At 68.3% G+C, this 16,329-nt stretch carries 16 protein-coding genes; 8 read left to right on the forward strand and 8 right to left on the reverse strand.

Annotated elements, in window-relative coordinates:
• Window positions 1-72: 72 nt before the first annotated feature.
• Window positions 73-1,422 (reverse strand): MFS transporter, encoded by a 1,350-nt coding sequence (locus PIGHUM_RS08380; RefSeq protein WP_124079126.1) that lies wholly within the window; start codon window positions 1,420-1,422, stop codon window positions 73-75.
• A 139-nt stretch (window positions 1,423-1,561) separates the two neighbouring features.
• Here PIGHUM_RS08380 and PIGHUM_RS08385 point away from each other — a divergent pair, with 139 nt between their 5' ends.
• On the forward strand, window positions 1,562-2,968 hold the full coding sequence (locus PIGHUM_RS08385) for a 3-deoxy-D-arabino-heptulosonate 7-phosphate synthase (protein ID WP_124079127.1): 1,407 nt from the start codon (window positions 1,562-1,564) through the stop codon (window positions 2,966-2,968).
• 31 nt (window positions 2,969-2,999) lie between these two features.
• Entirely contained in the window at window positions 3,000-3,296 is a 297-nt protein-coding gene (locus tag PIGHUM_RS08390) for a hypothetical protein (RefSeq protein ID WP_246013037.1), read from the forward strand.
• A gap of 16 nt (window positions 3,297-3,312) precedes the next feature.
• Here PIGHUM_RS08390 and PIGHUM_RS08395 read toward each other — a convergent pair whose 3' ends face one another.
• Window positions 3,313-4,782, reverse strand: a complete 1,470-nt coding sequence (locus PIGHUM_RS08395; RefSeq protein ID WP_124079265.1) for a UdgX family uracil-DNA binding protein — start codon at window positions 4,780-4,782, stop codon at window positions 3,313-3,315.
• A gap of 22 nt (window positions 4,783-4,804) precedes the next feature.
• Window positions 4,805-6,016 (reverse strand): putative DNA modification/repair radical SAM protein, encoded by a 1,212-nt coding sequence (locus PIGHUM_RS08400; protein ID WP_124079128.1) that lies wholly within the window; start codon window positions 6,014-6,016, stop codon window positions 4,805-4,807.
• Between PIGHUM_RS08400 and PIGHUM_RS08405 the strand changes: the two genes are divergently transcribed.
• Window positions 6,015-6,539: a GFA family protein gene (locus PIGHUM_RS08405; protein WP_246013039.1), complete on the forward strand. Its 525-nt coding sequence runs from the start codon at window positions 6,015-6,017 to the stop codon at window positions 6,537-6,539. The genes PIGHUM_RS08400 and PIGHUM_RS08405 overlap by 2 nt on opposite strands.
• 25 nt (window positions 6,540-6,564) lie before the next feature.
• Here PIGHUM_RS08405 and PIGHUM_RS08410 read toward each other — a convergent pair whose 3' ends face one another.
• The 4 genes from PIGHUM_RS08410 to PIGHUM_RS08425 all read right to left on the reverse strand — a co-directional run bounded on the left by PIGHUM_RS08410 (window position 6,565) and on the right by PIGHUM_RS08425 (window position 10,081).
• Window positions 6,565-7,461 (reverse strand): NAD(P)-dependent oxidoreductase, encoded by an 897-nt coding sequence (locus tag PIGHUM_RS08410; protein ID WP_124079129.1) that lies wholly within the window; start codon window positions 7,459-7,461, stop codon window positions 6,565-6,567.
• A 94-nt stretch (window positions 7,462-7,555) separates the two neighbouring features.
• Window positions 7,556-8,479, reverse strand: a complete 924-nt coding sequence (locus PIGHUM_RS08415) for an alpha/beta hydrolase fold domain-containing protein (protein ID WP_124079130.1) — start codon at window positions 8,477-8,479, stop codon at window positions 7,556-7,558.
• On the reverse strand, window positions 8,476-9,084 hold the full coding sequence (locus PIGHUM_RS08420; RefSeq protein ID WP_124079131.1) for a cupin domain-containing protein: 609 nt from the start codon (window positions 9,082-9,084) through the stop codon (window positions 8,476-8,478). The genes PIGHUM_RS08415 and PIGHUM_RS08420 overlap by 4 nt, the downstream gene beginning before the upstream one ends.
• Window positions 9,085-9,112: 28 nt before the next feature.
• Window positions 9,113-10,081, reverse strand: coding sequence for a Bug family tripartite tricarboxylate transporter substrate binding protein (locus PIGHUM_RS08425; protein ID WP_160142209.1), 969 nt, complete (start codon window positions 10,079-10,081; stop codon window positions 9,113-9,115).
• A 152-nt stretch (window positions 10,082-10,233) separates the two neighbouring features.
• On the opposite strand from PIGHUM_RS08425, the gene PIGHUM_RS08430 reads away from it, so the two are divergent.
• Together PIGHUM_RS08430 and PIGHUM_RS08435 are read left to right on the forward strand one after the other, a co-directional pair.
• A complete protein-coding gene (locus PIGHUM_RS08430) occupies window positions 10,234-11,181 on the forward strand; it encodes a LysR family transcriptional regulator (protein ID WP_124079133.1) in 948 nt (315 codons plus the stop codon).
• A gap of 69 nt (window positions 11,182-11,250) precedes the next feature.
• The gene (locus PIGHUM_RS08435; RefSeq protein WP_124079134.1) at window positions 11,251-12,657 is read left to right on the forward strand and encodes a GntP family permease; all 1,407 of its coding nucleotides are present in this window, start codon (window positions 11,251-11,253) and stop codon (window positions 12,655-12,657) included.
• 1 nt (window position 12,658) lies between these two features.
• Here PIGHUM_RS08435 and PIGHUM_RS08440 read toward each other — a convergent pair whose 3' ends face one another.
• Window positions 12,659-13,573 carry a LysR family transcriptional regulator gene (locus tag PIGHUM_RS08440; RefSeq protein WP_160142210.1) on the reverse strand — a complete coding sequence of 305 codons (915 nt, stop codon included), beginning with the start codon at window positions 13,571-13,573 and terminating at the stop codon, window positions 12,659-12,661.
• A gap of 124 nt (window positions 13,574-13,697) precedes the next feature.
• Here PIGHUM_RS08440 and PIGHUM_RS08445 point away from each other — a divergent pair, with 124 nt between their 5' ends.
• From PIGHUM_RS08445 to PIGHUM_RS08455, 3 genes are all read left to right on the forward strand, one after another.
• Complete coding sequence (locus PIGHUM_RS08445) at window positions 13,698-14,675, forward strand: Bug family tripartite tricarboxylate transporter substrate binding protein (protein ID WP_124079136.1); 978 nt, start codon at window positions 13,698-13,700, stop codon at window positions 14,673-14,675.
• Between the two features lie 69 nt (window positions 14,676-14,744).
• On the forward strand, window positions 14,745-15,404 hold the full coding sequence (locus PIGHUM_RS08450; protein ID WP_246013041.1) for an isochorismatase family protein: 660 nt from the start codon (window positions 14,745-14,747) through the stop codon (window positions 15,402-15,404).
• Between the two features lie 114 nt (window positions 15,405-15,518).
• Window positions 15,519-16,256, forward strand: coding sequence for an ABC transporter substrate-binding protein (locus PIGHUM_RS08455; protein WP_124079137.1), 738 nt, complete (start codon window positions 15,519-15,521; stop codon window positions 16,254-16,256).
• Window positions 16,257-16,329: the final 73 nt, after the last annotated feature.

Here is a 16,329-nt window from a genome sequence, read left to right on the forward strand (position 1 = left end):
GCTTCCGGCCGGCAGTGGTCCTGGATTGCGCAGACGATCTCGACATTATGAATCAATTCATTTCAACTGTGACTATTTGATTCCTGGAATCGACGCATCGTTTTTCGGCTCGACTGCCTCTCCGGTGCTCGCCGCCGCCTTGCTCGCCTCGGGCGCGAGCGTCTCCCGTTTCAACGACAGCACCAGCAGCGCGGCGCCGCCGAGGCAGCAGGCCAGGGCGATCATGCCCGGCGAGAAGCTGCCGGTGCTTTCCTTGATCCAGCCCATCAGATACGGGCCGGCGAAGCCGCCGAGGTTGCCCACGGAGTTGATCAACGCAATGCCGCCGGCCGCCGCCGCGCCTTGCAGGAATACCGGCGGCATGGCCCAGAACGGCCCGAGGCTGGCATAGATGCCGACCGAGGCCAGGCCCAGGCAGCACAGCGCGACCCAGGGCGTGTCGAAGGCGATGCTGCCCAGGAAGCCGACGATGCTGAGGGCGGCCGCGGCGGCGACGTGGCCGGCCCGCTCGCCGCGCCTGTCGCTGTGGCGGCCCCAGGCCAGCATGGCTGCCGCGCTGGCGGCATAGGGGATGGCGACGATGACGCCGACCATGGCGTTGGAGTAGCCCATTGCCTTGGTGATCTGCGGCAGCCAGAAGCCGATGCCGTACAGCCCGATCACGATGCCGAAATACACCGCGCACAGCATGAGCACGCGCCGGTCCATCAGGGCCGGCCACATGGCGTGGTGGCTGCGGTGCGAAGCGGCGAGCCGGTCTTGCGCCAGGTCGGCCTCGACGACTGCGCGTTCCTGCGCCGACAGCCACTTCGCCTTGCCTGGGCCGTCGGGCAGCGCGAACAGCACCACGATGCCGAGCACGCACGAGGGCAGGCCTTCCAGGATGAACAGCCACTGCCAGCCCCGCAGCCCCATGAGATCGTCCATCCCCACCAGCAGGCCGGAGATCGGCGAGCCGATCGCGCTCGCCAGCGGGACCGCGGCCATGAACAGGGAGATGAATTTTGCGCGATGGCGGGCCGGGAACCAGTAGGTGAGATAGAGCAGCATGCCGGGCAGGAATCCCGCTTCGGCGACCCCGAGCAGAAAGCGCAGCGTGAGGAAGCTCCAGGTTCCCGAGACGAAGGCCATGGCCGACGAGATCAGTCCCCAGGTGAGCATGATCCGGGCGATCCACAGGCGGGCGCCGACCTTTTCCAGGATCAGGTTGCTGGGCACTTCGAAAAAGAAATACCCGATGAAGAAAATGCCGGCTCCCCAGCCGTAGATGTACGGCGTGAAACCCAGGTCCTGGTTCATGGTCAGCGAGGCGAAACCGATGTTCACCCTGTCCAGGAACGCCATCAGGTACAACAGCATCATCAGTGGAATGATGCGCGCGCTGATTTTGCGGTATGGACTGATCCGCGTCGTGTTTTCCATCCCCGTTCCCCGTCGGCTGCCATGCTTGGGCGTCGTTCTCGGCCGAGGCATGGTAGCGCATTCCGTCGGCGCATCGCGAGCGCCATGCGGTCTGCCGGCGTGCGCCCGGGGGACACCGCAATGACGAACGGACACCGCCATGCCCATACCGCCGGATCCCTCCATGGCCTTGCTCGACACCGTGCTGCGCGCCGCCGCGCGGCGCTACCGGCTGCCCGCCGGTGGCATCGATAGCGTGCGGCGCCAGGCAGACAGCCACGCCGCGAGGCTGGCGGCCGTGATCGAGCAGGCCCGCGAGGATCGTGCACGCGGCCAGACGCCGACTGCGTCGGCCGGGCATGCTTTCGTTGAAGCGCTGGCCGCCATGATCCGCGACGCGATGCGCCCGGAGGCGGGCGATCCTGTGTTCCAGGCCATGGCGCTGCGCCATCGGCATGCACCGGTGCGCGAATACGCGTCCTTGTCGGCGCATGCCGCGCGGGACCGCCGGCAGGTGCGCGCGGCGGTGAACGCGCTGGCCCATCCGGCCAGGCTGGAAAGCGTGCAGGCCGGCCCGCAGCGCGAGGCGCTGGCGCGATTGCATGCCGCCGCATCGTCGCAGTCGTGGCGCGAACTGGATGAAGCGCTGCGGAGCCTGGAGGCACGGCAACACGCAGACGGGACGCCGTTCGCACACAGTCTGGCGCGGCTTCTGGAGAGCGCCGCATTGCTTCGGCTGGAACGCCTGGCAGCATTGGAACGGGACGACCGCGTGCACCGCTACCAGGCGCTTCGGGATCTCCGCGGTCCGCGCTCGGGCAGTTCCGCCGCGGCCGAGCAAGGCTATGCCTCGCAGCAGCGTGGCAGGGCGGTCGAGGCGCAGGCCGCGCAGGCGCTGGGCGCGCTGGCCCGGCGGCTCGACGAGCAGGCGGGAGGAGCGGGGGTGTTCCGTGTGGCGACATCGCTGCTGGTCTCGCCCGCGATAGCCGGCAGCGCGGCGCGCGCCAAGACGGAGTGGGACGCGGTCCTGCTGCGTCGGGCACATGCCGATGGCGAGGGCCCCGTGTGGGACGTCTGCCTGCTGGTCGAAGCCAAGGCTTCCATCGATGCCGCGACGACGGACTTGCCGCGGCTGCTGCGCGGGTTGCGGCTGCTGGCGCAGGCCGGGGCGGACGCTATCTACCCGTTCGAGTCCAGGGAAGGCAGGGTATGCCTGCGGGGAGCGTCGTTGCGCAAGCTCAGTGCGGATGAACCAGTCCTGGCGCGTTCGGTGCTCTATTGCTGCGACGCATCGGCGGAACCGCCGCGTTTGCTCGGCGCCGCGAGCCGCATGCAACTGTTGTCCGCGCCCGCCAGCCTGGCATTCGCCGATGCGCTGGAGAACGGCGGGCAGACGGATCTCCGAATGCTGGAGCCGGTGTGGCATGCGCTGTTGGAGTCCCCGCAATGGGGGGCAGTGCTTCATCAGTACCCGATGCTGCGCCAGGCGCGCGAATTGGCGGTGCACATCGATGACCTGAAGGCCGCGATCGCGCGCGTGGCGGAAACCGGGCACGGCAGTTGCTGAACGCTCGGCCATTCCACTCCGGAGCGCCGCCATGTCGTCCAGTCCTGTTGCAGATAACGAGCCGTCCGTATCGTCCGAGGTGCCGGATGCCTCGCCGGAGTCTCGCTGGGAGCGCCTCAAGGCCTACGACGCCAATCGCCCCGACCTGCCCGGCGAACATCTGGTCGTATTCGGCGCCGGCGTTTTGCTGATGGTGGCCGGGATGCGCAGCCGCAAGGCGGTGTGGAGCACCTTGCTGACCGCGGCAGGGACGGCTCTGGTCGGCCGCGCGGCAAGCGGGACGGGAGGCATCGCGCGGGTGGCCAGGGTGGTGAAGCGGCTGCGCTGACGCGCGTGGGCGCGCGTCAGGCCGGAAGCGTGGCTTCGGCCAACTGGCGCGCGCGGGCCAGCGTTTCGGCGATGTGCGCGGCGACCTGCGCCGGCGTGCGGACGCCTTGCACCCGCAAGGCGTAGGAGGGATGGTACGTCGCCATGACCAAGGCATCGCCCCGGAGCACGGGCGCATCGAGATGATCCTGCAGCGCGGCCGCGCGCCGCAATACCGCCCGCAGGGCCGTCGCGCCCAGCGCCACGATGACGCGCGGCTTCACGCGCGCGATCTCTTCCTCCAGCCAGGCCGCGCACGCCTCGACTTCCCGTTGGCCCGGCGTCTTGTGCATGCGCCGCTTGCCGCGCGCCACCCATTTGAAATGCTTGACCGCGTTGGTGAGGTAGACGGTCTCGCGCGCGAGTTCGGCGCGGCGCAGGGCGTCGTCCAGCACCTGGCCCGCCGGGCCGATGAAGGGCTGGCCGGCCAGGTCTTCCTGGTCGCCGGGCTGCTCGCCCACCAGCATGATGCGGGCGCCCTGCGGCCCGCAGCCGGGGACGGCCTGGGTGGCGTGACGCCAGAGCTCGCAACGGCGGCACTGGTCGAGCGTGGAGGGCAGGGCGCGCGGCGGCTGCGCGCGGCCGGCTTCCATCGGCACCGGTTTGCCGGGCATCTCGCCTACCGCGGCAGCTTGGCCGACGCGCCGCGCGCCCGCGCGCGCCTGGGCGATCATGGCGGGGATGAGGGGGCCTTCGGGCAGGCCTTTCCAAAAGCGCACCGGCATGTGCTGCACCAGCGCGGCTTCGTTCAGGCGTGCGGGGTTGAAGATGCTCTGGTAGTAGGCCAGCCACAGCGGCTCGACCTGGTCGGCGGTGGCAGGCATGGCGGCGGGATCGGCCGGAAGCCCGGACAAGTGCATCGCCTGGCCGTCCCACAGGGCCGAGCCATGGGGCGTGCCTATCCACCACGAAGACTTTCCCATGCGGCGCGCGAAGTGTTCGGCGGCCGAGGCGAGCACGTCGTGGCCGGGTTCGTACCAGGCCAGGTATTCGGGCATGCCGCCGCCGGCGCGCTGCTGGAAGCGCACGTAGGCGATCATGTCGTGCCGCGCGCGGCGCACGGCCTTCGCCATTGCGTGCAGGCGCGCGCCATCGTGGTCGGCGGCCGAGGCGACGCTGCGGTCGCCGTTCTGCCAGCGCCACAAGGCGCGGTACAGCAAGGCCCAGCGCTGCGTCGAGCGATACAGCGCGGCATGCTGCAGCAGGGCGGCGAAATCCCTGGAGATGCGGACAGGCGCGGCCGGAACGGGCGCGGCGGGTTCGGCCACGGCGCACGTTTGCGCAGGCGGAGCGGGGGCATAGTCCAGCGTCATCTGCCCCGCGGCCGAAGCGGGCAGGGCGTCGCTTTCCGTCCAGGTGACGGCGTCGGGCGGCCACCCGGCCGCCAGGGCGCGCAAGGCTTGCGCCCGCCAGCCCGGATAGCCGCCCGCGACTGCCAGGATCCGCATGCCGGTCATGGGGACCATGCCCTCACAGCAGCGCCAGTTGCTCGGGCGCCCGCGCCAGCGCGCGCCGCAGGCGTTCCGACGGCGGCTCGGCCAAACCGGGCCGGTAGTCTTGCACGACGATGAAGGGCCTGGCCTTGTCCATGGCGCAGCGCAGCCGGATCAGGTCCTGATAGCGGATGGCGCGCAGGCGGCGCAGTTCAATCAGGCGCTTGGCGTTGCGCATGCCGATGCCTGGCACGCGCGCGATCAGCCGCTGTGGCGCGCGGTTCAGGTCCACCGGGAACACGCCGCGATGCGCCAGCGCCCACGCCAGCTTGGGGTCGATGTCCAGCGGCAGGCTGCCTTCTTCCTGGAACAGCTCCTCGGCCTGGAAGCCGTAGCCGCGCAACAGGAAGTCGGCCTGGTAGAGGCGGTGCTCGCGCAGCAGCGGCGGCGCCTGCATGGGAACGGTGGCGGGGCTGTCGGGAATCGGGCTGAAGGCGGAGTAGTACACGCGCTTGAGTTTGTAGGCGCCGTACAGGGTCTGGGCGGTCTGCAGGATGGTGCGGTCGTCGGCGTCGTCGGCGCCGACGATCATCTGGGTGCTTTGCCCGGCGGGGGCGCGGCGGGCGGCCTGTTTGTCGTCTTGCGCGGCTTCCTGCGCCAGGCGGATGGAGCCCATGGCGCGCTTGATGGTGTGCACGCTTTTCTCGGGGGCCAGCCGCTGCAGGGCGCCGCCGGTGGGCAGTTCGATGTTGACGCTGAGCCGGTCGGCGTAGCGGCCGGCCTCGGTGATCAACAGCGGGTCGGCGTCGGGTATGGTCTTGAGGTGGATGTAGCCGCGGAAGCGGTGTTCCTCGCGCAGCGACCGGGCGACCTGCAGCAACTGCTCCATGGTGTAGTCGGGGCTGCGGATGATGCCCGAACTCAGGAACAGGCCGTCTATGTAGTTGCGTCGGTAGAAATCCAGCGTGAGGTCGACGACTTCGCGCGGCGAAAAGCGTGCGCGGGGAACATTGCTGGAGCGGCGGTTGATGCAGTACTGGCAGTCGTACTGGCAGAAGTTGGTCAGGAGTATTTTCAGCAGCGAGACGCAGCGGCCGTCGGGCGTGAAACTGTGGCAGATGCCGGCGCCCGTACTGGCGCCCAGCCCTTCGCGCCCGCGCGAATCCCGCCTGGGCGCGCCGCTGCTGGCGCAGGACGCGTCGTACTTGGCGGCATCCGCCAGGATCTCGAGCTTGGTCGACAGTTGCATGAACGATAGAATACTGTATTTATATACAGTATTCTATGCCGCGAGCTCGAGGCTGGGCGCGTGGATTTCCGGCCTGGCCGCTTTCCCGATCATCGATATGGAGACCAGCAGCATGAACGGCAATTGTCTATGCGGGGCCGTCGCCTTCACCTCTCCGGACACCAGGGAACTGAGTGTCTGCCATTGCGGTTTTTGCCGAAAATGGGGAGGCGGCCCCCTGTTCGTCGTCCATTGCGGACCGAACGTCGTGTTCACGGGGGGCGGCCAGGTCGCCGTCTACCCGTCTTCCAACTGGGCCGAGCGGGCTTTCTGCAAACGCTGCGGCACGCACCTCTACTACAAGCTGCTGGCCACCGGGGAGTATTTCGTTCCGGCCGGAACCTTCGGCTCGACCGATTTCGAGCTTTCCAGCCAGATCTACGTCGACAAGCGGCCAGGCTATTACGAACTCGCCAACCGGACTCCCATGCTTACCGAGGCGCAGGTCATCGAGCAATACGGACAGCCGGGAGACAAACCCTAGACCAGAATCCCGGCGTCCGAGGCACTCATTTCCCGGCGGCTTTCAGCAGCCGATCCGCATAGTCCTGCCACGGCGCGGTCTTGAGGTCGAGGCCCTCGAACACGCCTTCGCGCGCCAGCCGGGCCACCCAGTCCTGCTTTTCGGCCGTGGCGCTGGTCATGAAGGGATCGAAACCGGCTTCCTGCACGGTCCGGGCGGATTCGCGCATTTCCTCGGCGCGGCGCTTGCCGTGCTGCACGACGCGGCTGAAGAAGTAGGCGCCTTGCTTGGTCCAGTCGATCTGCGGGAAGGTTTCCTGCAGGGTGGGCAGCACGTGGTCTTCGACGCCGTAGAAGCGCGCGGTGGCGTAGCTTTCGATCACCAGCGCCTCCAGGCCCTTGATCATGACGCTGCGGCTCATCTTGATGGCCGAGGCGATGCCCAGTTCCTCGGACACCGGCTTGGCGTCCATGCCCCAGCCGTTCAGCGTCGCGGCCAGGCTTTGCGCCTGCTTGCCGCCCAGCAGCATGGGGACGCGGATGCCGTAGGGCGGCACCGAGGTCATGACGCCGGCTTCGACGTAGCGGGCGCCGGCGGCTTCCAGCGCCGCGGCAGCGGTTTTCTTGGTGCCGGGCGAGGCGGAATTCAGGTCGAGGAAGAGCGTGCCCGCGCGCACGTGGCGGGCGGCTTCTTCGGCAACGGCCAGCGTGTTGGAGGCGGTGACGGCCGAGATCAGCAGGGTGGCCTTTGCGCACAGGGCGGCCATGCTGTCGACGGCTTCGATGCCGGCCGCCTTGGCCGTTTCGCGCGCCGCGGCGCCGTCCGCGCCGGCGAATTTCGTGTCCCAGGCGTAGACGGCCTCCACGCCCTCCTTGCCGAGCAGGCCGCGGCCGAAGATGCCGCCGACCTCGCCGAGTCCGATGATGCCCAAGGTAACGTTCATGTGCCCCTCGCTATGTGTTGGTTGGTTGATTGATTCGGTATCTGTAACCGGCAATCGTACAACCGAATCGGGGCAGGGATCGTTGCCCGGGCGGTCAGTCCGCGTCGTCCAGCGTTCGCGCCACGAAAGCGGCCGCATCGCGGGTGGCCGCGCGTGCGACGGGGCTGTCTTCGCCGTAGGCCGAAAAGCCGTGCGGCATGCCGGGGTAGACCGCGAGCTCGCAGGGGCGGCCCGCATCGCGCAGCAGCGCCGCGAATTGCCGCGAGTCTTCGATCAGCGGATCGGCGTCGCCCACGCCCAGCCATGTGGGCGGGAAACCGTCCAGGCCGGTTTTGGCCGGCACCGCGGCCGTGGGGGGATCGGGCCACGCGCCGCCGAGATATTGCCGCCAGACCCACTTCGACTGCGGCCGCAGATTCTCCCGCGGTCCGCCGAGGTTCCCGTAGAACAGGGCCAGCGCCGGCAGGGCGGCAGGATCGGCGCCGGTATCGGCCAGGCGGCGCCAGGCCAGTACGCACAGCGAGGCGCCGGCCGATTCGCCCCACAGCACGGCCCGCCCGGGCAGTCCGAGCTCGCCGGCGCGCGCCAGCAGCCCGCGTACGCCCGCCACGACGTCATCGCGCTGGGCGGGGAACACGTGCTCGGGGGAGCGCCGGTAATCCAGCGCCACGACGGCGCGGCGCGTAGCCTGGGCAATGCCGCGGCAGACCGCTTCATGCGAGTCGAGCCCGCCCGCCCACCAGCCCGCCCCGCGCACGAACACCACGAAGGCCTCGCCCGCTTCGTCCCGGGGCCGGTACAGGCGCGCGCGGATCGGGCCGGCGGCGCCGTCCACGGTCAAGTCGGTGGTGCCGCCTATGGCGGGCAGGGCGGCGTTGACGGCGCGGAAATAGCGGTCTTGCTGGGCGCGCGCTTCGGCCAGGGGAAGCGCCGTGGGGTCGGCTTGCGCGGCGCCTTCGGCCTTGAGGCGCGTCTGGACGGCGGCCAGCGCCGGGTCGACCGGGGCGAGCGCCGTCATGCTTCGGCTCCCTCGCGCATGCTCTTGGGAACGAGGGAGAAATCCCAGCCGTTGTTTTCCAGCGCGGCGAGCACGTCGGCGCCGTACTGGTCGATGATCTTCTGGCGCACGGAAGGCAGGCGGCCGACGTCGTCGAAATCTTCGGGTTGACCCTGGATGAAGACCAGCAGATGGGCGTCCTGGTCGGAAATGTTGATGAACTGGCGGGCGACGCGGGGCGGCATGGCGATCATGTCGTAGGGCTCGAGCACGATGCTTTCCTGGCCCTCGTCGCCCCAGCGTATCAGCCAGCGGCCGGACAAGGCCATGAAAGTCTCGTGGGTCTTCCAGTGCACGTGCAGCTCCGGCCCGTCGTTGGGCGCCGCGAGCGCCAGGCCGATGCGCATGACGCCCTGGTCGCCGCCGACGATGGCCGGGTTGGGAGACAGCCGGCCCGGCAGCGAGGCAGGCGCCATCAGCACGTAGTTGGCCTTGGGGTTGAAGATGCGCAGCACCTCGGCGGGAATGCCCAGGTCCTCGTTCCAGTGGGACGCGCGCGGCTTGAGCTTGTCGAAGCGGGCGATGCGGGACTGCATTTCTTCCTGGGTCGGGCAGAGCGTTTGCATAATAGGATTCCTGGTTGCGGCGGTGGGATCAGTTCTGGACGTTGATGGCGGCGTCGGCCACGACCTTCTTCCAGGCCGCGTAGTCCTGCTTGATGAAGGCGCCGAACTCGGCCGGATCGGAATAAACGAATTCGATGCCGTTGTCGGCCAGCCGCTTGCGCACGTCCGGCGCGGACAGCCCGCGTTGGATCGCGGCGGCCACCTTCTCGCGGATGGCCGGCGGCGTGCCTTGGGGCGCGAGCACGCCGTACCAGGTGGTCACCACCATGTCCGGCAGGCCGATCTCGACCGCGGAGGGCACGTCCGGCAAGAGAGGCTGGCGTTCCTTGGTGAGGACGAACATGGCCTTGAGCTGCTGGCCCTTGATCAGGGGCACGGAGTTGGGCAGGCCGTTGATGACCATGTCGATCTGACCGCCCACCGCAGCCGTGACCGCCTGGGATGCGCCCTGGTAGGGAACGTGGAGGATGTCGCTGCTCGTCAAGGCCTTGAATTTCTCGAAGGCGAGGTGGTTGGAGGAGCCCGCTCCGCCCGAGCCGAAACTGAATTTGCCGGGGTTGGCGGCAATGCGTGCGCGCAGGGCGGCGAAGTCGTCCCGGCCGAATTTCTGCGGGTTGACGACGAACACGTTGGGAACTTCCGCCACCATCGCCACCGGCGCCAGGTCGGTCAGCGGGTCGAAGCGCAGCGCCGGATTGATGGCCGGGGTAATCGTCAATGTGGGCGAGCTCAGCAGCAGGGTATAACCGTCGGCGGGCGCCTTGGCTACGTGTTCCATGGCGATGCGCCCGCCCGCGCCAGACTTGTTCTCGATCACGACAGCCTGGCCGAGTTCGCGCGTCAGGGTTTCGGCCAGGGTCTGGCCGACGACGAAGGTGGCTCCGGTCGGGAAAGGCAGCACCAGCTTGACCGGTTTGGCCGGATAGCCGGCATCGGCGGCCACGGCGCGGGCCGAACAGGCGAGCAGCAGCATCGCCAGGGCGCTGGCTGTTTTCATGCTTGTCTCCATACTTGTGTTGTGCAGGCATGCTACGCGCCGGCGCCCCTCCTGGCGGCAGGGCTGCGCTTATGAGGAAAATAAGCGCGCGCTAATGGGGCGGCGCGGCAAGCAAGCGCACGCCGCCTGCACGGTTTTCCGGATCCCTACCTATGCACCCGCTGGCCAACGTCGATTTCCGCAGCCTGCACATCTTCCTCACGCTGATGACCGAGCGCAGCGTCACCGCGACATCGCTCGTGGTCGGCGTTTCGCAGCCGGCCATTACCCAGGCGCTGAACCGGCTGCGCAAGAGCTTTGGCGACCCGCTGCTGGTGCGCGGTCCGCAAGGCATGCTGCCCACCGAGAAGGCGGTCGCGCTGGAGGCGGAGGTCCGGCGCTTCCTGGGGGAGCTCGCGGGCATCCAGGCGGCGCAGCAGGACTTCGATCCGTCGCGCCAGCAGCGCGAGGTCATCGTGACCGCGCCCGAGTACCTGGAGCAGCTCCTGCTGCCGTCCATAGCCATGGATCTGCGCCGCCATGCGCCGCAGGTCACCTTGAGCGTGCGTTCGCCGGACCAGCGGCGCATCAGCCATTTGCTGGCGTCGGGAGAAGTCGATTTCAGACTGGGCTGGGTGCGAGATCCGCAGCCTTCGGTACGCGCCATGCCTTTGTTCGACGACGATGTCGTGGTGATCGGCGGCCCGGCCAACGCCGCCTTGGCGCAAGCATTGACGCTGCCCGTCTATACGGCCTTGCCGCACGTCAGGCTGCAGGGCAACGGCAGGACGACCTCGGGGCGGGTGATCGACGAGTTCGTCAAGCGGCAGGGCCAGACGCTGCATGTCTGCATCCAGGCGCAGGGCTTGATGGCGTTGCTGGGAACGTTGATGGTGTCGGACGCGGTGGCGACGGTGCCGCGGCGGATGGCGCTCAAGATAAGCGAAGTCTTCCCGGTGCGGATCGCCGATTTCCCCGGTACGCTGCCGCGCGTGAACAACGCCTTGTACTGGCACGAGCGCACCCAGCGCAGCACCTTCCACCAATGGTTCAGGGGAGTGATCGGCCGGGCCGCACAGGATGTCGCAGGCATGGGCCAGCACGGGCAGCCGGCGCGATAGCCGATCCCACCCGCCGCGCCGCAGAAAAATGCGATCATTGGGGTTACCCCCTAGTCTTGCGATCGCTTCATGACCAGCACCCTCGCCATCGTCGTATCCCTTGCCGCTTTGATGTACCTGGCCTACCGGGGCGTGACCGTCCTGCTCCTGGCCCCGCTGATGGGCGCCCTGGCCGTCCTGCTTTCCGGCGATGCCGCATGGCTGCTGCCCATCTACACGAGCACGTTCATGACGGCCCTGAGCGGCTACGTGCTCCAGTACCTGCCCATCTTCCTGCTCGGCTCGCTGTTCGGCCAGTTGATGGCCGATTCGGGCGCGGCCAATACGCTGGCGCGCTGGATCGTGCGCAGCGTGGGCGAGCGGCACGCGATCGTGACGGTGGTGCTGGCCTGCGCGCTGCTCACTTACGGCGGGGTGTCGCTGTTCGTGGTCGCGTTCGCCATCTACCCGGTGGCGGTCAATCTGTTCCAGACCGCGGGAATCCCGAAACGGCTGATCCCGGCGACGATCGCGCTGGGCGCCTTCACCTTCACGATGACGGCGCTGCCCGGCACGCCGGCGATCCAGAACGCGATTCCCATCCCGTTCTTCGGCACGAACGTGTTCGCCGCGCCGGGGCTGGGCCTCCTGGCGTCGCTGGCGATGTTCTCGGGCGGGATCTGGTGGCTGCGCCGGCGCGCCGCAGCGGCTCAGGCGCGCGGCGAGGGCTATGGCGCGGCGGAGGAAGCGCAGGCCGCCGATCCGGCCGAACCGGGCGAGGATGCGCGCTGGTCGCTGATGCCTGTGCCGCTGGCCTTGCTGCCGCTGCTGCTGGTGGTGGGCATCAATGCGCTGTTCACCTACGTGGTGTTCCCCGGCGTGGATTTCTCATTCATGGCGGAGCGTTTTGCCGAGGTCGAGCCGCAGAAGATCGTCGGCCTGTGGGCCATCATCATCGCGCTGGCCGCGGCGTGCGCCACGCTGGTGGTGCTGCGGCTGGGCAAGTGGAGCGACCTGAAGGCGACGGTGAACAAGGGCGTGTTCGGCTTCATGCTGCCGCTGTTCAACACGGCTTCCGAAGTGGGCTACGGCGCGGTCATCGCCGGGCTGGCGGGGTTCGCCATCATCCGCGACGCGGTGCTGAACGTATCGCCCGGCAACCCCCTGATTTCCGAGGCGGTGGCGATGAACGTGCTGGCGGGCATTACCGGGTCGTCGTCGGGCGGCTTGAGCATCGCCCTGCAGACCCTGGGCGCGGATTACCTGCGCATGGCGGAGCAGGCCGGCATCAGCCCGGAGCTGATGCACCGGGTGGCGGTGATGGCGGCGGGCGGCATGGACACCCTGCCGCATTGCGGCGCCATCATTACGCTGCTGGCCATCTGCAAGCTCACGCACCGGCAATCCTACGGCGACATCGCCGCCGTGACGATGCTGTTCCCGCTGCCGGCGCTGGCCATGGTCATCGCATTGGGCACGTGGTTCGGCAGCTTCTGATTCATTCCAGCCGCCAGGCCAGGCCGTCCAGCCGCGCCAGCACCATGTCGAGGGCAAGCTCCACCAGGGGCCGGTCTTCCTTGATGGTGGCGGAGTGGCTGCGCCGTACCACGTAGAGGGTGCTTTCCAGGTCGCAGCCGACGATTCGCCGCGCCGCCAGCGTGCCCTGCGCCAGTTCGCGCGCCACGGTGCCGTAGGGCAGAACGCTGGCGGCCGACCCCCGCATGAGCAGTTCCCGGATCGCGGCGATGGATTGCACTTCATAGCGTATGGGCAGGTCGACCGGTGCAACGCCGACCGCGCGCGCCAGCGCGCTGCGGCCGATGTCGCGTTCCGTGCCCATGGCCAGGTCGAAGTCCAGGATCTGTTCCAGCGTGACGGATTCCTGGGCGGGGGCCTGGTCGGGGTGGGTGACGAACAGGTGGGCTTCCTTGAGCGCGGCGGTGATGCTCAGTCCGGGCCGGGGATCGATGTCGTAGGCCAGCGCGACGTCCAGCTCCTGTCGCTCGACGGCGTCGACCAGCAGGAAACTGGGGTCTTCGCGCAGGCTGAGCGTGAGCTGCTGGTGGTCGCGCGCGGCGGCCAATTGCAGGTCGGCGCCGATGAGCAGGGTCAGGCTGGTCGTGAGCCCGAACGAGATCGCGGGGCGCTGCCTGCGTTCGAGCGCGATGACTTCCTTGCGTATGCGCTCCAGCATGTCGAAGACCTCGGCGCTGCGCGTGTAGAGCAGCTGGCCGGCGGGCGTCGGGTCCACGCCGCGCGAATGGCGCTTGAGCAGGGTGACCTGCAACTCTTCCTCGAGCGCGCGGATGTGCTGGCCCAGCGCGGGCTGGGCGACGTGCATGCGCTCGGCGGCGCGGGTGAAATTGCGTTGTTCGACCGCGGCGCGGAAATAGCGGAGCTGGCGCAAATTCATCTGGCGTCTCGTCGTGCCATGCTGCAGTAGCGAAAACATACCGCTCGCATAGCAAAAATGTTCTGGATGGCGGTTCGCGCCGCGTCTCTAATGGCGTCCATCCATACGATACAAGGAGGACGACATGAATGCTTTTGCCCGTACAGCCTGCGCATGGTTGGCCGTTGGCGTGTGGCTGGCCCCCGCGGCAGTTTCCGCGGCCGATTATCCGTCACGTCCGGTCAAGCTGATCGATGCATTCGCGCCCGGCGGCAGCACGGACTACCTGGCGCGTTATTTCGCCTCGAAGGCGGGCGAGGCATGGAGGCAGCCGGTCGTCGTGGAAAACCGCCCCGGCGCGGCAGGCCAGATCGGCACGGCCGCGGTGGCCAAATCGGCGCCCGACGGCTACACCTTGCTGGTATTGCCCAACGAGATCTGGTCGGTTGCGCCGCTGCTCTACAAGAATCTGCCCTTCAACGTCGGCCGCGACCTGATGCCGGTGGCCAGCATCGCCAAAGTGCCGATCGTGATGACGGTGCATCCTTCGGTGCCGGCCAACTCCGTGCAGGAATTCATCGACTACGCGCGCAAGAACCCGGGCAAGCTGACCTTCGGGTCGGCCGGCGAGGGCACGCTGCACCATCTTTCGGCCGAACTGTTCCAGTCCATGGCGGGCATCCGGATGGTGCACGTGCCGTACAAGGGCACCGCGCCGGCGGTGGTCGACCTGGTCGGCGGGCAGATCAATCTGGTGTTCTCGCCCATTACCGCGGTGCTGCCGCACATCAAGGCGGGCAAGCTGAAGGCGCTGGCCGTGGCCGACACCGTGCCGGTCGCCGCGCTGCCCGGCGTGCCGCCGGTTGCCCAGGCCGGCGTGCCTGGCTATGCGAGCCAGTTGTGGGTGAGCGTGGTGGCGCCCAAGGGGACGCCGGGTGACGTGATCGCCAAATGGGAACAGCAGGTGCAGCGCGTCATGCTGTCGGACGACGCGCGCGCCACGCTGGCGGGGCAGGGGATCGAACCCGAGTTCCTGCCGCAGAAGGACCTGGTCGAGCGCTTCGCCGCGGACTCGGCCAAGTGGGACAAGGTGATCCGCGAGGCGGGTATAAAGGTGGAGTAGGGCTCCCATTCCCTGCCCGCCTGCGCGGGCTCCTTCAAGGGCTCTGAATTGTTTTCTAGGACTTGGCAAGTGACGCATATTTCTCAGCACCCCGACTTCGCTTTTTTCCAGGAGCGCGGCTTTGCCGTGCGGCTGGGCTTCGGCAAGCGGCCCGCCGTCATGGTGATCGACCTGACGAAAGGATTCACCGACCCGGCGCGGCCGCTCGGCGCCGACCTGGCGCCGCAGATCGGCACGGCCAACGCCTTGCTCGATGCGGCCGCGGCCCGGAACGTGCCGGTGATCTTCACCTGCGTGCGCTATGACGATCCGCTCATGCGGGACGCCGGCCTGTGGGCCATCAAGCAGAAGGGATCGATGTCGCTGGCCGCGTCGGGCGACGGCCACGAGATCGACGGCCGCCTGCACCGGCGCGAGCACGATGCCGTCCTGTACAAGAAGTACGCGTCGTGCTTCTTCGGCACGGATCTCGCATCCAGGCTGCAGAACCTGGGCGTGGATACGCTGATCCTCACCGGAACCTCGACCAGCGGATGCGTGCGCGCTACGGCCGTCGATGCATGCCAGATGGGTTTCAGGCCGATGATCGTGGCCGAAGGGGTCGGCGACCGCTCGGCCGCGGCCCACACGCAAAGCCTGTTCGACCTCGAGACCAAGTATGCCGACGTAGTGAGCCTGGACGAGACGCTGGCCTACCTGCGGGGCTTGCCGGCTGGCGACGCAGCGTGACGCCGCGGTAGGAGGCTGCTGCGGCGCCGGCAGGGGGCTGGGTGCCGGAATCCGGCTCGAATCTGGGCTACATTTCCGTTCGTGACCGCATAACGAACTGGAGCAAACCCCATCATGACCGATCAAGCCCTGGCGCGCGCCTTCGCCCCCACCGGCCCGCTGCGAGCCTCCATCAATCTGGGCAACCCCATCCTGGCCGGCAAGGATCCCGAGACGGGCGAACCGTGCGGCGTATCGGTAGATCTGGCGCGCGCACTGGCGGCCGAGCTCGGCCTGCCGCTGGAACTGGTGGTATTCGATTCGGCGGGCAAGTCGGTCGAGGCGGTCACCAACGAGCAGGCCGATTTCGGTTTCTTCGCCGTCGACCCGGTGCGGGGCGCTGGAATCTCGTTCACCGAGCCCTATGTGCTGATCGAGGGCTCCTATCTGGTCAAGCAGGACTCGCCGCTGCGCGACAACAGCGAGGTCGACCGCCCCGGCCACCGCGTGGTCGTGGGCAAGGGCAGCGCCTACGATCTTTACCTGACGCGCGAATTCAAGCATGCGCAGATCGTGCGCGCGCAGACTTCTCCCACCACCGTCGACGTCTGGCTGGAGCAGGGCCTGGAAGTGGCCGCGGGCGTCAGGCAGCAGTTGGAGAGCGATGCGCAGCGGGTGGGCGGCGTGCGCCTCCTGCCCGGCGGCTTCATGGTGATCCGGCAGGCCATGGGCTGCCCCAAGTCGCGTCCGGCGGAAGTGGTGCAGGCGCTGTCGGACTTCGTCGAGCGCATGAAGGCCGAGGGCTTCGTCGAGCAGGCGCTGCGGCGGCACGGCATCGAAGGCGCATCGGTGGCGCCGGCGCGCGGGGCATAGCTGCCCGGATCCGTGCGCGGCGCGCGCCGGCGCCGGTTCGCGGAAGGATCTTCCGAGCTGTTTTTCCCGTGTC

The organism is Pigmentiphaga humi, from assembly GCF_900606115.1.
Lineage (GTDB): Bacteria > Pseudomonadota > Gammaproteobacteria > Burkholderiales > Burkholderiaceae_B > Pigmentiphaga > Pigmentiphaga humi.